At 45.2% G+C, this 19842-nt stretch carries 20 protein-coding genes; 18 read left to right on the plus strand and 2 right to left on the minus strand.

Annotation, left to right across the window (positions count from 1 at the left end):
* The first annotated feature begins 14 nt into the window (after positions 1-14).
* The 6 genes from CS562_RS11970 (at position 15) to CS562_RS11995 (ending at position 4603) form a co-directional block, all read left to right on the plus strand.
* Positions 15-500, plus strand: a complete 486-nt coding sequence (locus CS562_RS11970; protein WP_024630749.1) for a MogA/MoaB family molybdenum cofactor biosynthesis protein — start codon at positions 15-17, stop codon at positions 498-500.
* Between the two features lie 202 nt (positions 501-702).
* Complete coding sequence (locus CS562_RS11975; protein WP_099855860.1) at positions 703-951, plus strand: twin-arginine translocase TatA/TatE family subunit; 249 nt, start codon at positions 703-705, stop codon at positions 949-951.
* Between the two features lie 78 nt (positions 952-1029).
* Complete coding sequence (gene tatC, locus CS562_RS11980) at positions 1030-1812, plus strand: twin-arginine translocase subunit TatC (RefSeq protein ID WP_063564478.1); 783 nt, start codon at positions 1030-1032, stop codon at positions 1810-1812.
* 448 nt (positions 1813-2260) lie between these two features.
* Positions 2261-2542, plus strand: a complete 282-nt coding sequence (gene groES / locus CS562_RS11985; protein WP_024630746.1) for a co-chaperone GroES — start codon at positions 2261-2263, stop codon at positions 2540-2542.
* Between the two features lie 73 nt (positions 2543-2615).
* On the plus strand, positions 2616-4247 hold the full coding sequence (gene groL / locus CS562_RS11990) for a chaperonin GroEL (protein ID WP_063564477.1): 1632 nt from the start codon (positions 2616-2618) through the stop codon (positions 4245-4247).
* Positions 4248-4366: 119 nt separating this feature from the next.
* Positions 4367-4603 carry a hypothetical protein gene (locus tag CS562_RS11995; RefSeq protein ID WP_076291532.1) on the plus strand — a complete coding sequence of 79 codons (237 nt, stop codon included), beginning with the start codon at positions 4367-4369 and terminating at the stop codon, positions 4601-4603.
* A gap of 206 nt (positions 4604-4809) precedes the next feature.
* On the opposite strand, the gene CS562_RS12000 is transcribed toward CS562_RS11995, so the two are convergent.
* Both CS562_RS12000 and CS562_RS12005 read right to left on the minus strand, forming a co-directional pair.
* Positions 4810-5427 carry a hypothetical protein gene (locus CS562_RS12000; protein WP_099855861.1) on the minus strand — a complete coding sequence of 206 codons (618 nt, stop codon included), beginning with the start codon at positions 5425-5427 and terminating at the stop codon, positions 4810-4812.
* Positions 5428-5642: 215 nt separating this feature from the next.
* Positions 5643-6227, minus strand: coding sequence for a TetR/AcrR family transcriptional regulator (locus CS562_RS12005; protein WP_099855863.1), 585 nt, complete (start codon positions 6225-6227; stop codon positions 5643-5645).
* 303 nt (positions 6228-6530) lie between these two features.
* Between CS562_RS12005 and CS562_RS12010 the strand changes: the two genes are divergently transcribed.
* The 12 genes from CS562_RS12010 to CS562_RS12065 all read left to right on the plus strand — a co-directional run bounded on the left by CS562_RS12010 (position 6531) and on the right by CS562_RS12065 (position 19421).
* Positions 6531-7595 (plus strand): LLM class flavin-dependent oxidoreductase, encoded by a 1065-nt coding sequence (locus CS562_RS12010; RefSeq protein ID WP_099855865.1) that lies wholly within the window; start codon positions 6531-6533, stop codon positions 7593-7595.
* A gap of 28 nt (positions 7596-7623) precedes the next feature.
* Positions 7624-8592 (plus strand): alpha/beta hydrolase, encoded by a 969-nt coding sequence (locus CS562_RS12015; protein WP_099855867.1) that lies wholly within the window; start codon positions 7624-7626, stop codon positions 8590-8592.
* A 221-nt stretch (positions 8593-8813) separates the two neighbouring features.
* Positions 8814-9725 (plus strand): helix-turn-helix domain-containing protein, encoded by a 912-nt coding sequence (locus CS562_RS12020; RefSeq protein WP_099855868.1) that lies wholly within the window; start codon positions 8814-8816, stop codon positions 9723-9725.
* Positions 9726-9751: 26 nt separating this feature from the next.
* Positions 9752-10240, plus strand: coding sequence for a DinB family protein (locus CS562_RS12025; RefSeq protein ID WP_076291538.1), 489 nt, complete (start codon positions 9752-9754; stop codon positions 10238-10240).
* Positions 10241-10416: 176 nt separating this feature from the next.
* Positions 10417-10704, plus strand: coding sequence for a hypothetical protein (locus tag CS562_RS12030; RefSeq protein ID WP_076291539.1), 288 nt, complete (start codon positions 10417-10419; stop codon positions 10702-10704).
* 184 nt (positions 10705-10888) lie between these two features.
* Positions 10889-11572, plus strand: coding sequence for an MORN repeat-containing protein (locus CS562_RS12035; RefSeq protein WP_257219466.1), 684 nt, complete (start codon positions 10889-10891; stop codon positions 11570-11572).
* Between the two features lie 121 nt (positions 11573-11693).
* Positions 11694-12215 carry a GNAT family N-acetyltransferase gene (locus tag CS562_RS12040; protein ID WP_099855872.1) on the plus strand — a complete coding sequence of 174 codons (522 nt, stop codon included), beginning with the start codon at positions 11694-11696 and terminating at the stop codon, positions 12213-12215.
* A 397-nt stretch (positions 12216-12612) separates the two neighbouring features.
* Entirely contained in the window at positions 12613-13464 is an 852-nt protein-coding gene (gene rhaD / locus CS562_RS12045) for a rhamnulose-1-phosphate aldolase (RefSeq protein ID WP_099855874.1), read from the plus strand.
* 284 nt (positions 13465-13748) lie between these two features.
* Positions 13749-15566: an APC family permease gene (locus CS562_RS12050; RefSeq protein ID WP_099855876.1), complete on the plus strand. Its 1818-nt coding sequence runs from the start codon at positions 13749-13751 to the stop codon at positions 15564-15566.
* 401 nt (positions 15567-15967) lie between these two features.
* Positions 15968-16930 (plus strand): carbohydrate ABC transporter permease, encoded by a 963-nt coding sequence (locus CS562_RS12055; RefSeq protein ID WP_099855878.1) that lies wholly within the window; start codon positions 15968-15970, stop codon positions 16928-16930.
* Positions 16927-17748, plus strand: coding sequence for a carbohydrate ABC transporter permease (locus CS562_RS12060; RefSeq protein ID WP_099855880.1), 822 nt, complete (start codon positions 16927-16929; stop codon positions 17746-17748). The genes CS562_RS12055 and CS562_RS12060 overlap by 4 nt, the downstream gene beginning before the upstream one ends.
* Positions 17749-18047: 299 nt before the next feature.
* On the plus strand, positions 18048-19421 hold the full coding sequence (locus tag CS562_RS12065; RefSeq protein ID WP_076291545.1) for an ABC transporter substrate-binding protein: 1374 nt from the start codon (positions 18048-18050) through the stop codon (positions 19419-19421).
* The last annotated feature ends 421 nt before the right edge of the window (positions 19422-19842 follow it).

Here is a 19842-nt window from a genome sequence, read left to right on the forward strand (position 1 = left end):
GAAGGGTGATCTTTATGGTGTGGAGAACAGCAATCCTGACAGCCAGCGACAAAGGGGCCCGCGGGGAACGTGAGGATACGAGTGCCCAAGTGATCCGGGAACTTGTGGAAGAAGAACTGGGTGGGGAAATCGTGGAGTACCGCATCGTTCCGGATGAACCCGATGAGATTATTGCGGCTTTGATTGAAATGACAGATTATTTTCACGCTGATTTGGTATTGACCACTGGGGGAACGGAGCTTGCGATTCGTGATATTACTCCAGAAGCGACAAGGCGGGTTATTGAACGGGAAGTTCCAGGCATGGCTGAAGCCATGAGATACAGTGTCATGGGCAAGAATCGTTCTGCCATGCTGTTCCGCGGCGTATGCGGCATTCGCGGACGTACATTGATTGTCAACCTGCCAGGTACACCGAAGGGTGTGCATGAGCATTTGGCGGCCATTATGGATCAGCTTCCGGAAGCGCTGCTGATGGTTACGGGTCAGTTCAAGCAATAAGAGTGAAACATATAGTAGCGGGTGTGAAATCAAGCAGGGAGAAATGATTGGATGTCGAGGTCTCTTTTGTGAATAATGTGGGTTATGTAAGTGGTTACATCTATGGTATGATTGACATAATTCAAAATGAAGCAAAGACATCTATGAGCCTATGGCCAAGCGTGTGCATCTTTGAAGCTTGAAATGAGGAGGAATAATATCAATGTTTAGTTCCATTGGACCAACAGGTTTTATTTTGCTGGCCGTTATCGCGTTGCTTTTGTTTGGACCTAACAAGCTTCCGGAATTGGGGCGGGCAGTCGGACGCACTTTCCGTGAATTCAAAGAAGGCGCACGTGAGATTATTTCGGATGATGATTCATCCAGTCGCAAGGAGCAGGAAAAGGCGAAGCTACTGGCATCTGAGACTGCATCTACAGACAAGCCTGAGGATAAACGCCTGCCGGAATAACTTTGACGGCAATGAAAGAGAAATCCCTTCCTGCCGGAAGGGTTTTGTATTTTAAGCTGGCAACAATGGGGGGCAGGCATGACGCAGCAGAAGGAAGAAATGACGCTTACAGAACATTTGAGTGAGCTGCGCAAGCGGTTGATTTATGTGTTGAGTATTTTTATTTTGGGACTGGTGGCAGGCTTTCTGGTGGCAGATCCAGTGTATCAATATCTGACGAAGGCAGAGACTGCTCAGGGGTTTGTGCTGCATGCATTCTCGTTCTGGGACGGGATTGGCATCTACATGAAGATTGCCGGACTATTCTCGCTGGTCATTACGCTGCCGTTTACGGTGTTTCAGCTCTGGAAGTTTGTCAGTCCAGGTCTGCGCCCGCGTGAGCGAAAAGCCACGTTGAAGTATGTACCTTATGTATTTCTGTTATTTCTGATCGGGTTAGCTTTCTCGTACTACGTTGTTTTCCCGATGGCACTTTCCTTTACTTCATCGATTACGGAAAAAATGGGGCTTGTCGAGACTTACGGAATGAAGCAGTATTTCAGTTTTTTGTTTGGTATTGTACTGCCGGTGTCCCTTTTGTTCGAACTTCCGTTAATTATTATGTTCCTGACAGGGCTGCGGATATTGAATCCGATCCGGCTTCGCAAAATGCGCAGAGTCGCTTATTTTGTCCTGATTTTCATTGCAGTTGTGGTCACACCACCTGACTTTATTTCCGATTTTCTAGTGATGATTCCGTTGTTACTGTTATATGAGATTAGTGTGTTTCTGTCTGGCTTTGTGTATCGTAAACAGCTTGCAGCTGATGCAGAGGCTGAGTCCCGTTACATCCGTGCCGAGGACAAGCAGAGCGCAGTATAACAAGAGAGATTCCATAGGATGTTGTAATCGTAATAATTTTGCATGGTGCCCGTCCCGGGATAAGGCGGTCAGTTCTTACCCGGGATATGAAGGGTGACAAACTTTTACGGTTATATATTCTGATGGACGGGACAAGCAGGCATATTATGTTCAACAATGGATACAATGGAAAAGGGCTGACTGAGAACGATGCAGGAGGACTTACGGATTCTGTGGAATAAGTAATAAGGTATTATGGCATTTACGCAGGCCAATCGGGAGTTTTTTGGCCGGGTTCATGTAAATACAACGTAAAATCTCGCAGGAATTCATGAAAAGGACTTGAAATCATGCTTCAAGTTGAAGTATCATAAAGTTGGTTGTTAGCACTGAACACTGTCGAGTGCTAATACATATGGCTACAACCTACAATGTAACGTTATATAATTTCAAAAGGAGGCTATTTTTCATGATCAGACCTTTAGGTGAACGCGTATTGGTAGAACCACTGGAGCAAGAGCAAACAACTTCTTTCGGGATCGTACTGCCGGACTCCGCTAAAGAAAAACCGCAAGAGGGTAAAATTATTGCTGTTGGCGCTGGAGTATTGAAAGACGGAGTACGTGTAGCTCTGGAAGTGAAAGAAGGAGATCGCGTTATTTTCTCCAAATATGCCGGTACAGAAATCAAGTTCGAAGGTAAAGAATATTTGATTATGAAAGAAAGCGATATTCACGCGATTCTCGACTAATTCAAATTTAATCGGTTAACCGAACCATATAGCAACACCATTTTACACAATATACTAGGGAGGTTTTCTTACCATGGCTAAAGACATTAAATTCAGTGAAGACGCTCGTCGTTCCATGCTTCGTGGTGTGGACGCATTGGCTAATGCAGTTAAAGTAACACTCGGTCCTAAAGGCCGTAACGTGGTTCTGGAGAAAAAATTCGGAAGCCCGCTCATCACGAATGACGGTGTAACGATTGCTAAAGAAATCGAACTGGAAGATGCATTCGAGAACATGGGTGCACAACTGGTTAAAGAAGTAGCAACCAAAACAAATGATGTTGCCGGTGACGGTACAACAACTGCAACTGTATTGGCTCAAGCGCTGATTACAGAAGGTTTGAAAAACGTAACTGCAGGCGCTAGCCCAATCGGTATCCGTAAAGGGATCGACAAAGCGGTTAAAGCTGCTGTAGCTGAACTGCAATCCATCTCCAAACCAGTTGAAACCAAACAATCCATCGCACAAGTTGCAGCAATCTCTGCAGCTGACGAAGAAGTAGGCGAACTGATCGCTGAAGCTATGGAAAAAGTGGGTAAAGACGGTGTTATCACGGTTGAAGAATCCCGTGGATTCGCTACAGAGTTGGAAGTGGTTGAAGGTATGCAATTCGACCGCGGTTACATCTCTCCATACATGATCACGGATACGGACAAAATGGAAGCAGTTTTGGACAACCCGTACATCCTGATCACAGACAAAAAAATCTCCAACACGCAAGAAATCCTGCCATTGCTTGAAAAAATCGTTCAACAAGGCAAACCGCTTGTATTGATCGCTGAAGATATCGAAGGCGAAGCACTGGCGATGCTGGTTGTGAACAAATTGCGTGGTACATTCAACGCTGTAGCTGTTAAAGCTCCTGGCTTTGGTGACCGTCGTAAAGCAATGCTGCAAGATATCGCTGCCCTCACTGGTGGCCAATTGATCACGGAAGAACTGGGTCTGGACCTGAAATCCGCTGTTGTGGAACAACTGGGTACAGCTCGTCAAATCCGTGTAACGAAAGAAAACACAATCATCGTTGACGGTGCTGGTAACAAATCCGATATCGATGCACGTGTAAGCCAAATCCGTACACAACTGGAAGAAACAACTTCCGAGTTCGACAAAGAGAAACTGCAAGAGCGTCTGGCTAAATTGTCCGGCGGTGTAGCAGTAATCAAAGTCGGTGCGGCTACTGAAACAGAATTGAAAGAACGCAAACTGCGCATCGAAGATGCCCTGAACGCAACTCGCGCTGCGGTTGAAGAAGGTATCGTATCCGGTGGTGGTACAGCGCTCATGAACGTATACAACGCGGTTGCAGGCGTAGCCCTGTCCGGTGACGAGCAAACAGGCGTAAACATCGTCCTGCGCGCTTTGGAAGCACCAATCCGTACTATCGCAGCTAACGCTGGCGAAGAAGGTTCCGTAATCGTGGAACGTCTGAAAAAAGAACAAACTGGCGTAGGCTTCAACGCTGCGACTGGCGAGTGGGTTAACATGATCGAAGCGGGTATCGTTGACCCTGCGAAAGTAACACGTTATGCATTGCAAAACGCTGCTTCCGTAGCAGCAATGTTCCTGACTACTGAAGCGGTTATCGCTGACAAACCAGAACCTGCAGGCGCTGCTGGCGTTCCTGACATGGGCGGTATGGGTGGAATGGGCGGCATGATGTAATAAAGGTGTAAAAACCTTTTAATGCCGATAGATGAAAGGCTCCCGAAAGGGAGCCTTTTTTCATTAATTAGATAGGGTGCTTTGAATTTATGTTTTAATAACTGGGGGGAGGAAATCATTTGAGAAAGAGTACAAAGTGGACATTATGGATTCTAGGCTTGATGCTCGCTGCAATTTTCATCAACTTCTATATGAATCTATATAGCTTCGCTTATGCGTTGATTACCGTACTTTTACTTGTATTTATGGGGTGGGGATTCTTAGCCAAGTTAAAGAACGACGTTCGACAACATGAAGATCATCATAGAAGAGAGCACCAGTCTGCGATCGATGACATCGATCGATACACGAGGTAGTAATCAATGAATCTGCCATACATAGCTTTGTTGTTAACGGACATGTTTACAACTTTTGTCCATCAATAGTTTAAAGGCTCCCACTTGGGAGCCTTTCTTTATTCAGATACAGGAGTGGATATGAAGGAAAGGCTAACGAAGTTTGCAGAAGGGAGAAGGAATGTTGAGTCGTTCCTATCTAAACGATTGGTTTGCACATTTGCAACTCACTCAACAGTTGTTATTCCAAAAATAGAAACATTGTCTTGAATGCTGAAGTGATATTCAAATCCATTTCGAACAGTCGCTCCATCAAATTCACTCTGACTTACATCGCGATCCAATATGCCGATATCCTGAATCACCTCTTGCGCATCATTATATGTGTATTCATTATTGGTTGTCAGAATAAGAGTAGCGATAGCAGTCAACAGGATTCCACCCGTTGGTTCGCTGACATCACCAGTCCCGTATAACCTGACTTCTTTTACTTTTTGATTCGAATTTAATTTACCAACCAATCGTAAATCATCATTAAATACATACTCGAAAGCGCCAGTATCCTGCTCTGAAGAGGCTTTCATATTCAAGCGGGTAATACTCAAACCGTTCAGTCGGTATTTGCCCACGGCGCCATTAAACTTGTTTTTGAATTCCTCTGCTGTCATATAGAAGCTAGAGGCATTCGTTTGGGGTAGAGGTGCGTGATCTACCTCTGTTGTATCAGCGCCTGATTCGTGTTTCTCCGTCTGATCTGTTCCAGATGATTGCGGAGGATTTGAAGGTAAAGCCAATATGCCATACATTCCGATCGAAGCAATTGCAAAACATGCCGCCGTTAGCATAACATGCCTTATCGGTATCCGGTTATGTTTCCTCATGGATAAGATCATCAAAACAAGAAATACGAAGAAGGCTATAAAACTAAGGATGAATAGTATTGTAAACAGATATTGCAAATTCTCACCTCATAATACATCGTTATTTCGCTCGTCACCTCAAAAAAGCACTGTCGGCGTTTTAGCCAGCAATGCTATTTTTTTCTTATCATCGCTTGGATTTAATTCAGCAAGGAAAGTGTGACTCGAATCGAGTTTTCTATAAATGAACGATTGGGACGGGATTTCATAAAAACGGTCAGTCCAATTAGCGATACGATAAGTGCTTGGGCGACAGCCTTGGCGTCCAGGGAAGGGTTAAGTTCACCTGATCGCATTCCCCGCTCAATATTTTCCTGAAAGATGACCGACAGGTACATCTGATGTTCCCGGGTGAGAATTTCAAATTTCTCATCATGGGGTGCAAGCTCAACCATCGTATTGATGCAAAAGCATCCGCGACTGAGTCGCTCTGCGTTGTATTCTTCATCCACGATTTCTGCAAAAAAAGTACGAAAGGCCTCTTTTACCGATGAAATACCCGCCAGTCTGGTTCGCATCTCTGCGGCACGAGCCATCGTGTACTTCCGTAGCGATGTTTCGAATAATTCTCTTTTATCTCCAAAAGTGGAGTATATACTGGGCCTTTGGATGCCCATTCTCGAAGTCAAATCGCTTAATGAAGTGGCCTCATATCCTTTTTCCCAAAAAAGCTGCATCGCTGCATCCAGTACTTTCTCTTCGTCAAATTCGCGAGTTCTCGCCATAATAAATGCTCCTTGTTACTTATATTTTCTAAAGTATAGATAATTTGTAATGGATCATGTAGATCTTGTTTTGCTAAGTATATTTCTTACTCATCAGTATGATATATACTATATAACTCTCAATTGTTTGTCAAACGAACGTCTTTTTGATGATGTATTTAAGAAATATGATATAGATTTGATGCAAATAAAATGATTGACATTAGGCGAAACAGTAAGATATATTAACTACCTAAATAACATACCGATCGGTAATTTATTTTGTCAGTAACAGTCCAATTTTGAATAAAGGAGAAATGAGTTATGGAAATAGGAATTACTTCGTTTGTGGAGACGACACCCGATCTTCGCACAGGTGAGGTCATAAGTCATGCACAGCGATTGCGTGAAGTAGTGGAGGAAATCGTACTAGCCGATCAGGTGGGGCTGGATGTATTTGGCGTAGGAGAACATCATCGTAAAGATTATGCCGCTTCTTCTCCTGCGATGGTGTTGTCCGCAGCTGCATCCCTGACCAAGCGTATTAGGCTCACTAGTGCAGTAACAGTACTTTCGTCGGCTGATCCGGTACGTGTGTTTCAGGATTTTGCCACACTGGATGGCATTTCGAATGGACGTGCAGAGATTATGGCAGGGCGGGGCTCCTTTACCGAATCATTCCCTTTGTTTGGATATGAGCTTGGTGAGTATGATGAGCTGTTCGATGAACATCTGGAACTGCTGCTCAACCTGCAGAAGTCCGAAATAATCAATTGGCGAGGTGGGCACAGACCTGCAATACATAATTTGGGCGTTTATCCTCGGCCTGTGCAGAGTCCTTTACCCATATGGATTGGCAGCGGGGGCAATCAGGAATCGGTTGTTCGTGCAGGGTTGCTGGGACTTCCGTTGACGTTGGCTATTATTGGCGGAAGCCCGGAACGTAATTTTGCCCCCCTTGTACAGTTGTACAAGCAGGCAGCGGCACATGCCGGACATGACGCTTCGAAGCTTACCGTAGGGTCGCATTCGCTCGGATTTGTGGCTGAAGATACAGAGCTGGCTGCTGATCTGTTCTTTCCTTCTACTCAGGCGGGCATGAACAAAATCGGCAAGGAACGGGGATGGGGACATTACAGTCGTGCCAGCTTTGATGCTGCACGTAGTCACGACGGTGCTCTGTATGTAGGTGATCCGGAGACGGTTGCCCGGAAGATTGTTCATCTACGCAAGAATGTGGGCATTACACGTTTCATGATGTACGTTCCCATTGCTACGATGCCGCATGATCAGGTGATGAGAGCGATCGAATTGCTCGGAACAGAGGTCGCTCCTCGAGTACGGGCAGAGTTGGCTAAGTGGGAAGCTGAGCATGGACAAAAAGCATAGAAAACATACACTGAAGGAGGAATTGTATATGAGTTTTGTAGATCGGGTGGTACCTGAATTAAGAGATGTATTAACCCAGTTTCCGGGCTTTAATTTGAAGGGTGGACTGAAGGTTAGCCGGGCGATGCTCATGAATCCACCGATTGAGAAGTCGGAAGACGTACGCACCACAAATCGAATTATTGCAGGGGCGGCCGGAGACATGCAGGTCAAAATATATGAACCGGCTGAGCGTACTGGAGATAAGCTGCCAGCGATGTTGTGGATTCATGGAGGAGGATATGTGCTGGGACATCCGGATATGGATGATGCGTTATGTGAGCGCTTTGTACAAGCGGCACATTGCGTAGTTGTATCGGTTGATTACCGCCTGGCCCCTGAGCATCCTTATCCCGCTGGTCTTGATGACTGCTATGCAGGTCTTGTATGGATGACAGACGAAACAGAGTCACTCGGCATTGATCTCACCAGGGTCGCAATTGCTGGAGCAAGTGGAGGGGGAGGACTGACTGCAGCGCTTGCACAAATGGTCCGTGATAAAGGTGGACCGAGTCTAATCTTCCAAATGCCTTTGTACCCGATGCTTGACGATCGCAATATTTCGGCTTCGAGCCATGAAATTACGGATCAAAATGCTACATGGAATCGGACAAATAACTTGGAGGCATGGAGTATGTACCTTGGAGGAGAGATGGAGGGATTGGGAGAAAACGAAGGATACAACATGCCTTCCTACGCTGTCCCGGCAAGAACTGAAAATCTGGCAGAGTTACCTCCAATGTATACGTGTGTTGGCCAGCTCGATCTATTTCGAGACGAGACAATCGAATATGTGACACGCCTTGCGGCAGCTGGAGTGGATGTCGAAATGCACCTATATCCTGGTGCTTATCATTGCTTCGAAGTGTTTGTGCCTGATGCGGAAGTTAGCCAGCGGGCTAGTCAGGATTATATTCGTGCCATGGCTAGAGCGCTTAATCCTTCATGGGAGCAATAAATGTCTCCGGCGTTGTTCATAAAAATTGATGTTCTTTTCATCTTCATTTCAGTTTCCGTTAAGGTAGCTGGGATAAGATAAGTCTTGTAAACCCCTTCTCGTGTTAAATAGATGTGTGACTAGCCCCGTCGGATCGTCCGGCGGGGCACTTTTTTTCTTCATTTCATCGGTTAATGGTATGATAGATAAATACATAAATGCTAGTAACGGAGGGATGGCTCGTGGACCCCAGCCTGCATCCGCTGTTCAGACCCATTCAGATGAATGGGACGGATAGGAAAACGTATTATATTGAGCAAATACCCTCTGTTTCCCTGATGGCTCATGTAGCCTGTTATTGGGAATCGGGTTCTATTCCGCATGAGGGAGAGCGAGATCAGGACACGATCTCAGTGCCCGCTCGGGTATTGCCAGATGGCTGCACGGACATGCTGATTACATACGACTCGGTCCGTTCGGTTCATTCCTATGCGTATTGTGGCAATTATTCGCATCCGTTCGCTCTGCCCGAGCCATCCGATGTCATTCCTTCCGCAGATTACACATTTGGCGTACGTTTTTTTCCGGGTGGAGCATACGTCTTTCACGGTTTGCCATTGGAAGGATTTACGGACATGCGAATTCCGCTTGAGGAATGTTGGCCGCTCAGATTGAATGAGCTTCAGGAGCGGATAGCTGGAACGAAAACCTTTGAAGAACGGGTGCAGGTAATGAATGCCTATCTGATTCCATTATCCGTGCAAACCAGTACATATGAGAATAATCTGATGAAAAATGCATTGCATCGCATCTTTATCGATGGGGGACGTATGAGCGTCAGTGAGCTGGCCATGCGTGAAGTTGTTAGCGAACGCCAGCTGAATCGGAAGTTTGCAGAATGGATCGGAATCAGTCCGAAGCGATTCAGTGAGGTGGTTCGTTTTCACCGCGTCCTAGGCAGTATTCATCAGGGGCATACGGCGGATGGGGCAGCGCTGGCCCTGAATCATGGTTTTTTTGACCAAGCCCACTTGATTCGACAATTCCGCAAGTTTTATGGAGAAACTCCACTGACCGCTGCCAAAGAACATCAACAAAGGTTGTCCGATTTGTACAATAACTCGGTTGTCTCTTCCGATATACTTAGATCGTGAGAATAATAGTAAAGGAGATATCATATATGAATGGAACATTGCAAATTCGGGATCATCTGCTCAATGAATTGGAGACGGGAGTACGTACGGGGGCGAGTCTGATCCGCCTGATCCGTCCAGAGGATTGGGCGTACCGCCCGCAGGACAATATGCGTTCACTGGTGGAACTGGTCCATCATTTTATTCAAATCACGGCATCAGACCTTGCCATTATGCAGGAGAAGAGCGAAGCTGAGGTTGGTGTGGTAGAGAATAGCCTGTCAGGGATCGAGGATATTGAAAAACTGGAGGCAACACTTTGGGGCAATTTGGAAGCCTACAAAGCTTATATTGTATCACTGAGCGAAGAAGATCTGTTGAACCGCTCAACCAAAGCTTTCTATATGGAGCATGGTCATTTGCAGGCTCAATGGCAGATTGAAACGCTAACGCATGTATTCCATCACCGTTCACAGTTGTATAATTACCTCAAACAGCAGGGGCATGAGCTGAACTTTTTCATGCTGTATGCTTAATAATCTCACAATATGAGTTTCATGTAAGTGGCTCCGCTGGATGATCTGGCGGGGCTTTTTGATTACTTTAGTCTAGCATCTCTATCAAAATGGACGTTATCACACGGTCATTTTACCGTTACATTAATAGATTTCAAGCATAGAATACCGTATCAAAGCAAAAGGAGGTGATTTCCATGGCCATCCTTTTACCGCAACAATTTTACAATTTGGCTGCAAGCGTGGGCAAATCGTACTACGAAAACCTGGCTGGAGGGACCAATGCCAGCATTACGGTTAACAACTTTGGTCCTTTCCCGGTAGACCTGGTTGTGACTCGTGTTAACGCTCCAGTGATCACGTATTTGATCCCTGCTGGCAACAGCCTTACGTTGTCTGTTGATTTGCTGCTCGTAGCTGCTTTGTTGACTACTCCCGCAGGTGCTTCAACAGGTACAATTCAAATCGCAACAGCTGATTTCTAATGAATGTAGCATGCTTTGTGAACCTCTGTCGGACATGTTGTCGGCAGAGGTTTTTCTATTTTTTATGGATGAATCTGGGGTAGAAGTGATATTATACTAGGGTGTTTATAAATTTAAGTAGTTGTTATAAGAATAATTGATATTCTTATATCAAAACGAAAGGGAGATTAGAATTTTGAAAAAGATGTTGTTGTACGTTTTGGGATTTACCTTGTGTTTATCATTGTTCATGTCTCCTCAAAATTCAGATGCAGCCTCTTCAATGAGAACCTTGGAGCTTGGAAATGGAGTAACTTATTATGGTGAAACCAAGAATGGCAAGCCCCATGGCTATGGAACGATGACCTGGGGAAAGAGCAAGACTTATAAGGGAAACTGGGTAGCGGGCAAACGTTCAGGACAAGGTACTTATAAAGTAGTTACACGTGGAGAGGACAGCATTACTGAGCTTAAATATGATGGGTTCTGGAAGAATGATAAAAAAGAAGGGAAGGGTGAGTTGCTTATTAGGGAAACTTCGCTGACAGGTGAAATGCAGGAAGCAAGAATTCAAACCGGAACATTTTCGAAAGAACAGTGGATTACAGGGTATGAGGTTCGACATATTACTGTGGCAGACCCTCCTTATTCTTTTGTTTACAAGGATTCAAATATGAGTCTTAAAATTCTGGGAGATGCCGGAAATATTTTAGATGGATTGAAGGATGGTTATTTCTTTTCATTTACATATCAAAAAGGAAAAGTATACAAAGATGTCGGTGTTGGAGATGAATTCAGTCAGAAGCAATTTAGTTCTTTTATCAAAAGTGTAGAAAAAGAGATTAAGCCTCATATTAATCAGTTTGAGAAACTAGCTCAGAAATTATAGTAATTATTCTTAGAAATATAACGGGTACAATCAAATTTTTTGTTTACTAAGGCTGCTATTCGAGTAATTTATTGTAGAAGTAATAGTAGACTGATGTTGTGAAACAGGAGGGTATTGGACGATGAAAAGACCAACGTTTCTTGAAACCGAGCGGCTTGTTTTCTCGACATGGAATGAAGAAGATCGTGCTCTGGCTTCCGCTCTATGGGGAGATCATGAGGTATCGAAGTGGATTAGTAGCAAGGGATTTCTGAGCGAGGATGAAGTGGAAGCGCGGTTGACGCATGAAATAAAAAGGCAAGAAGAGGTGGGAGTGCAATACTGGCCACTCTTTGAGAAAGATTCGGAAGTATTTGCTGGTTGCTGTGGTTTGCGCCCGTATTCTCCGGAAGAAGAGATATATGAATTGGGATTTCATCTTACCCGGGATCATTGGGGCAAGGGCTACGCCATGGAGGCGGCACGAGCGGTGATTGACTATGCATTTGGAGAACTGAAGGCTAAAGCGTTGTTTGCTGGGCATCATCCAGACAATGAAGTGTCACGTCATATGCTATCCAAGCTGGGCTTTGAGTATGTACGGGATGAGCGGTATGAACCGACAGGACTGATGCACCCATCCTATTTGCTGAAAAAGGAATAAATATGTTCCACATTCAGGGCAGCACAACGAAACGTTTTTAAATATATAGCTTAAATGTATGGATAGTAGCTGTGACTGTGATTTTTTGGTAAATGGGTTTTCATCGTTTTTTTATTTCATTTTCAGCTTCTATTAAGGTAGCAGAGGTAAGATAATTCTTGTAAACCCCTTCTCGTGTTAGATAGATGTGTGACTGACCTCGCCGGACGCCGGTGAGGTATTTTTTTGCTTATTTTTATAAATATACACAAAACAAACACAAACAAAAATAAATAAAGCAAATAACGCTGCATATTATTGACTTATAAAAGTAAACAAAGGTATAATAAATGTGAAAAAAAGAACTTACTTTGTACGTGACGGACATTCTATTTTTTATCATGAGGAGAGAATGATGATGAACGTGACCCTTACGAATGAAACAACGCAGGCTGCGGGCTTCCATATCCCATTTGTTCGTGAAATGGCGGAGATTACTCAACATATGTGGAAGAATGGATGGGATGAACGTAATGGCGGCAATGTCAGCTATTTGCTGGAGGAAGAGGAAGTTGCCCAATATATCGATATCAACTATGTGATCCGCAAGATCGAACCAGCATTTTCGATGCATGAGCTGGCAGGCAAGTATTTTATTGTGACTGCTTCGGGCAAATATTTCAAAAATGTATTGGCTGATCCAGAGAACAATCTGGGAGTATTGCGTGTATCGAATGATGGACTAGAGCTCGAAGTGCTGTGGGGGCTAAAGTCGGGAGCTAACCCAACGAGTGAATTGCCTACGCATTTTATGAGTCATATCGAACGTTTGAAAGTCGACCCGAAACACCGTGTTGTGATGCACAACCATGCGACCAACGTTCTGGCGATGACATTTATCCATGAGTTGGATGAAATGAAATTTACAAAGACCTTGTGGCAGATGTGTACGGAATGCGTTGTTGTATTTCCTGACGGTGTTGGTATTATTCCGTGGATGGTGCCTGGGTCGAATGAAATTGGACGGGAAACGGCTGAGAAAATGAAGGAATACCACGCAGTCATTTGGCCGCAGCACGGGATTTTTGGAACGGGTACAACGATTGATGAAGCTTTTGGCCTTATAGAGACCATTGAGAAGGCGGCCCAGGTGTATATGCTGGTTGCAGGTCATGAGATCCAACAGAGAATTACGGATCAGCAGTTAGCTACATTGGCACAGGCTTTTGGTGTCACTCCACGTTCTGGTATATTGGGCATGGAAGTTTGACGGATCGAAATCGTATAAAAGAAAGAGCTCCAACACAGCCTAATATGAATGGTCTTTGGTTTATTAAACCGAAGGCCATTTCCTTTTTTTCGGCAAACAAACGCCGTTTTGGTTCAAAAAAGTTCAAAAAGTGGATAAAGCGCGGCTTTGTTATCGATTATTGAATCGTAGAATGCATTATCACACGCTGGCGAAATTCGGGTGAAATGACGTATTGTCAATGGCTCGGCGATTTTGCATAATAACAATGCTTCACAGATGAAAGACGGAAGGAAGTTATGATCATGCTTGGCAAAATGAAGAGAATCTTAATAGGCAAGCCTATGAAATCGGCTGAATTGGATGCAGAAAAATTGGGGAAATGGAAGGCACTCGCCATCCTGTCCTCCGATGCACTATCGTCCGTTGCCTACGGTACGGAGCAAATCTTACTGGTGCTCGTTGCGGCTGGATTCGCCGCCTTGTGGTATTCTGTTCCAATTTCCATCGCCGTGTTGGGATTACTCGTCATTTTAATTTTTTCCTACCGCCAGACGATTTTTGCTTATCCAACAGGAGGCGGCGCGTACATCGTAGCCAAGGATAATCTCGGTACGGCTCCGAGCTTGATTGCCGGAGGGTCTTTGCTGGTCGATTATATTTTGACTGTTGCGGTAAGTTCGTCCGCAGGGACCGATGCGATTACATCTGCCTTTCCAATGCTTCATGATTACAGCATAGTTATTGCACTGATCATGATTGTATTTCTGACCATTATGAATTTGCGGGGGGTGACGGAATCTGCTTCCGTATTGGCGATCCCCATATATCTGTTTATCTTTTCGATTGCGATTCTGATTATATCCGGGGGTATCAAATTTCTCGCTGGAGGCATGGAAGCTGCCGCCCCTGAATTTGGAACGAGCATGTCCCATGTGAGTTTGTTTCTGCTGCTGAAGGCATTCAGCTCGGGGTGTTCAGCTTTGACCGGGGTTGAGGCGGTGAGTAATGCGATCCCAAACTTTAAGCAGCCTGCCGAGAAAAATGCAGCGGGAACCTTGATGCTTATGGGATGTATTCTGGGAGCCATGTTTATCGGGATCACGTTACTTGCTTATGGTTACGGGGTGAAGCCTGATCCGAAAGCAACAGTCATTTCCCAGATTGCCGAAGCCACGTTTGGCAGGGGCATGATGTATTTTATTATTCAAGGTGTGACGGCACTGATTTTGTTCCTAGCAGCGAATACGGCGTATTCTGCATTCCCGCTGCTGTCTTTCATGATGGCGAAGGATAAATATATGCCGCATATGTTTATGGTTAGAGGAGACCGCCTTGGCTTCTCGAACGGTATTATTTTTCTCAGTGTGATGTCTGCCTTGCTGGTTGTTGGATTCAAAGGAAATACGGAAAGCCTGATTCCGCTCTACGCGGTGGGTGTGTTCATTCCATTCACCCTGTCGCAGCTGGGCATGATGATTCGTTGGATCAAAGTCAAACCAACCGGCTGGGGTGTGAAGCTGCTCGTCAATACGATTGGGATGCTGACCACGCTGTCGATTACATTGATTTTTATATTCACCAAGTTCACGCAAACATGGGTTATCTTTATTTTCCTACCACTCGTCGTTTATGTGTTCATGCGCATTCACCGTCATTACTGCAACATCGCGGATGAATTGCGGATTGATATCAAGCTGGAGAAACCGGTGAGAAAGGGTAATACGATCGTCATTCCGGTGGCTGGCATTACGAGGGTGGTGATGAATACAATCTCTTACGCTCAAACGATGTCAGATCACGTGGTTGCCTTGTATATCGGGTTCGATGATGAAGCTATTCGCAAGATGGAGCAGAAGTGGGAAGAGTGGAACCCTGGCGTTCGCCTGGTTGTCATTAAATCGAGATACCGCAGTATTATGGGACCGCTCAAAAAGTTCATTGATACCGTGGAATGGAAGACGGCCGAGACGGACCATATCACGATTCTAATTCCGCAGTTCATCACCAAGCATTGGTGGCAAAATGTACTGCACAACCAGACCAGCTTCATGATCCGCGCTTATCTGATCAATTACAAAGACGTGATTGTCACGACTGTGCCGTACCATCTCAATCGTTAGTAGGATTCTTCTACAATAGGAAATGGTATGAGAAGAGTATGTAATGTGCTTACGTGTCATCCATTTTCTTGGGAATTCTCAACCGAATATTTTTCGTTAACATTAAATATCCAGTTTTCTGTTAAATTTATTAAGATGATATCCATTGTTGTTCACCTTCTCTTAACACACAAAACCGCACGAACATTCCCGAATCAAGGGGGTTCTTGCGGTTTTTTTGCTGTTTGTTGATCTTGTTTTGAAGTCTATATAACGTCTCTTGTTTGGTAAAGTCGCTTGTCCACGATTAACGCTGCGTTGATTCAGAACAGATGCTGCTGTGACAGTTGGCTTTTACACTAGTTAATGTGGGTGATGAAGTTCACACACCGAATGCGTAGATCAAGGGGGAAGAAAATCCGATGAGTGAGCTTGACAACCGGATCGGCTTGCCTGCTGCCAGACGGCGCTTATCCAATACGAGTCAGCGCCGGACAGCTTCGCTGCGTGTACAGCGGATGCGGGAGAATATGCTGGCCTATGGTTTCCTGGCACCATCGCTGCTTTTATTTGCAGTGTTTCTGTTTTATCCGATGTTTAAGTCGGTGTACCTGAGTCTGCATTCCACTGACCCTACCGGACAGATTGCAGCTTATGTGGGACTGGACAATTTCAAGGCGGTATTCCAGTCCGGACTGTTCCTGCAAGGCATGAAAGTGACGTTGCTATTTGTCCTGTTTACCGTGCCAACAGGCATGCTGGCAGCTCTGATTCTAGCGGCATTAACACACAACCGTTTCAAGGGAATGCGTATATTCCAGTTTGTATTCTCTCTGCCCGTGGTACTGTCTGTCGGTTCATCGGCGGTCATCTGGAAGTTTTTGTTCCATCCGACCTTGGGCATGCTGAATTATTTATTAGGTAAAGTAGGAATCGATCCAATTCCCTGGCTGACCAGCCCGGATTGGGCCTTGATATCGATCTCCATTATGACGATTTGGATGAATCTCGGATTCAATTACATTATTCTATCCAGCGGATTACAGGGTATCCCGGATGAAATTTATGAGAGCGCGAAGATTGATGGCGCAGGTCCTTTGCTTACTTTTCGCAAAATCTCGATGCCACTGTTGTCGCCAACCCTGTTTTTCGTCACCGTAGTATCGATCATTGGTGCGTTCCAATCATTTGGTCAGATCAACATTCTAACCCGTGGAGGTCCGATGGACAGTACCAATGTATTCGTATATTCCATCTATCAGGAAGCCTTTGTTAATTTCCGCTTCGGAACGGGCAGTGCGCAGGCGCTTATCCTGTTCGCGGTCATTATGCTGCTGACCCTGATTCAGTTCAAATGGGTGGAAAGGAAAGTGCATTACCAATGAGGACACCATGGACTAAAACATTGCTGTATGTGTTGCTTACAATCTGTGCGGCACTTGTACTGTATCCGGTGATGTACACCTTTTTCATGGCGGTCATGACGCCGGAGGATGCCAGTGCGTATCCGCCTCATATCATCCCGCAATCGATAGACCTGTCCAATTTCACGGAAGTATTCGATATCGTTCCGATTGGTTCGTTTATCGGTAATACGTTCCTGGTGGCAGGACTGACGATGCTTGGTCAGCTTGTTACAGCGAGCATGGCAGCCTATGCATTCGCGAAAATGGAGTTTAAGGGCAAGAACGTCATCTTTAGCATGTTTGTGGCGACGATGATGATTCCTTGGGAAGTTACCATGATCCCGAACTATCTGACAGTGCGCAGCTGGGGCTGGCTCGATACGTATCAGGGGCTGACCATTCCGTTCCTGGCAACAGCGTTCGGTACATTCCTGTTGAGACAATTCTTCATGCAGCTGCCGAAGGAACTGTTTGAAGCGGCGAAGATCGATGGCTGTGGGCATATCCGGTATTTTGTATCCCATGTCCTGCCATTGTCGCGTCCGGCACTTGGAACATTGGCAATCTATTCGTTTCTGAGCATGTACAACTCCTATCTGTGGCCGCTTCTCGTCACAAATACGCCAGAGATGAGAACGGTACAGATCGGAATCTCGATGCTGGAGTTCCAGGAATCCACAGCATGGAATCTGGTGTTTGCCGGCACAGCGCTTGTTATTTTACCGTCGCTGCTGCTTCTGGTTTTTGGTTTGAAACAGCTTGTTCGCGGTATGGCCGCAGGCGCGCTGAAGGGTTGATTCGGTTAAAAGTGTATAGATTTAGCGGGTTTGTGGTTTGGATTCCCAGGAGCGAATAAACAAGGCCTCACTCTTGAAATAAGATGTTGAGAAGATAAATCACGTAGTAGTGGAGGGGACGAAATCGATTCTGTAGAAGCGTAGCGTTCGCCTTTATCCCCGGATTTTCCCCTTTGAAGGGAATTGAATGAAATCCGGGGATAACAGCGATCGAAAGAACGATTCGGACTCGTAACGGCCACTCCGTGTCATCTCCAAGGTTTTATTTTGAAGTGAGCCTCAAAAAAAGGAGAGCGATTATGATCGGGTTTCGTTTGAAAAAAAGAGGAACATTTGCATTGATGTTGGCTGCACTTATGCTGGTATTGTCCGCTTGTGGCGGAAAAGCCGAAACAACAAGCACAACGGGCGGAGCGCAGGCAGATGCTGCAGCTGCTGAACCGGTACAATTGACATGGTGGCATTCGATGTCGGGTGCAGGGGAGAAAGCCATTAATCAACTCGCTTCCGATTTCAACGCAAGTCACCCGGACATTCAGGTGAAGGCGATTTATCAAGGGAAATACGATGAGAGCCTGAACAAACTCAAAGCTTCCATGGGATCGGACAGTGGTCCGGACATTATCCAGGTATACGAGATCGGTAGCAAGTTCATGATCGATTCGGGCATGATTACGCCGGTACAGCAATTTATCGATAAAGACAAGTTTGACCTGTCTCAACTGGAGCCGAATATCATCCGTTATTACACCATCGATGGCAAATTGAACGCGATGCCGTTCAACACATCGAACCCAATTTTGTATTACAACAAAGATATGTTCAAAGCTGCTGGTTTGGACCCGGAGAACCCGCCTAAGACATATGAAGAGTTTGAGCAAGCAGCCAAAGCACTGGCGAAAGACGGAAAACCAGGCGCATCCATGGCCATCTATGGCTGGTTTATGGAACAGTTCTTCGCGAACCAGAATGCAGATTATGTAAACAATGGTAACGGAAGAAATGGTGCAGCGACCGAATCCATGCTGAACTCCGAAGCTGGTGTGAAGACTTTGACATGGTGGAAAAAGATGATGGACGAGAAAACCGTATCCAATCTGGGACGTAGCACGGACGATACGACCGCTGCGTTTACCGCACAGCAAATCGGTATGACGCTGGATTCCACCGCTGGATTGCGCAAAATTGTGGAGGGTGCTGGTGGGAAGTTTGAGCTGGGAACAGGCTTCCTGCCACGTCCAGCAGATGCCAAAGAAGGCGGCGTTGTTGTTGGTGGCGCAAGCTTGTATATCATGAATAACAAATCCGAAGCTCAACAGCAAGCCGCTTGGGAATTTATCAAGTACCTGGCTACACCTGAGGTACAAGCCAACTGGAGTGTTGCGACAGGATATTTCCCTATTACGACAGCAGCTTACGATGAGCAAGTATTAAAGGATAATATGGCGAAGTACCCGCAATTCCAGACAGCAGTCGACCAATTGCACGCTTCCGCTAATTCGACAGCAACATCCGGGGCCGTAATGGGTGTATTCCCCGAAGCCCGTCAAATTGTCGAAGGAGCGATCGAGACCGTTCTGAATGGACAAGGTACACCGCAAGACGTATTGGATGCAGCAGCGAAGCAAATTACAGACAAGATTGCACAGTATAACAGCACGGTGAAGAAGTAACTTATTTCTTGAAATAGGACAAACTTGAGGCTGGATATAGCAAAGTTGAAATGTATGGCTTAACTTAGGATGTCATAACGAGTGAGACGTATGCGATGGTCACCCCTGACTGTCGCATCGTTTTGCTGTGAAAAGATCTTGAATAAAATCGCTTTAAGGCGGATTGGCTATGGGGATATCTATCAATATGTGTCGAATACAGAGATTTGGGTCTTTTGATGTTAGTTTAAGTGACTTAATATAGGCTGTTATACACAGAAGAATTGATGTGAAGGTCATAAATGTGACATGTAAAGCTGTAGAGTAGTACTTTTCTACTTATTTATATTTACAATCAACAAATTTGTGATGTGTATGTTCTATTTTATATCATTTCAAAAGAATATTATTTACACGTAATAGAAGTTCGGTTATCTTATAT

The organism is Paenibacillus sp. LK1 (assembly GCF_002750415.1).
Taxonomy (GTDB): Bacteria; Bacillota; Bacilli; order Paenibacillales; family Paenibacillaceae; genus Paenibacillus; species Paenibacillus taichungensis.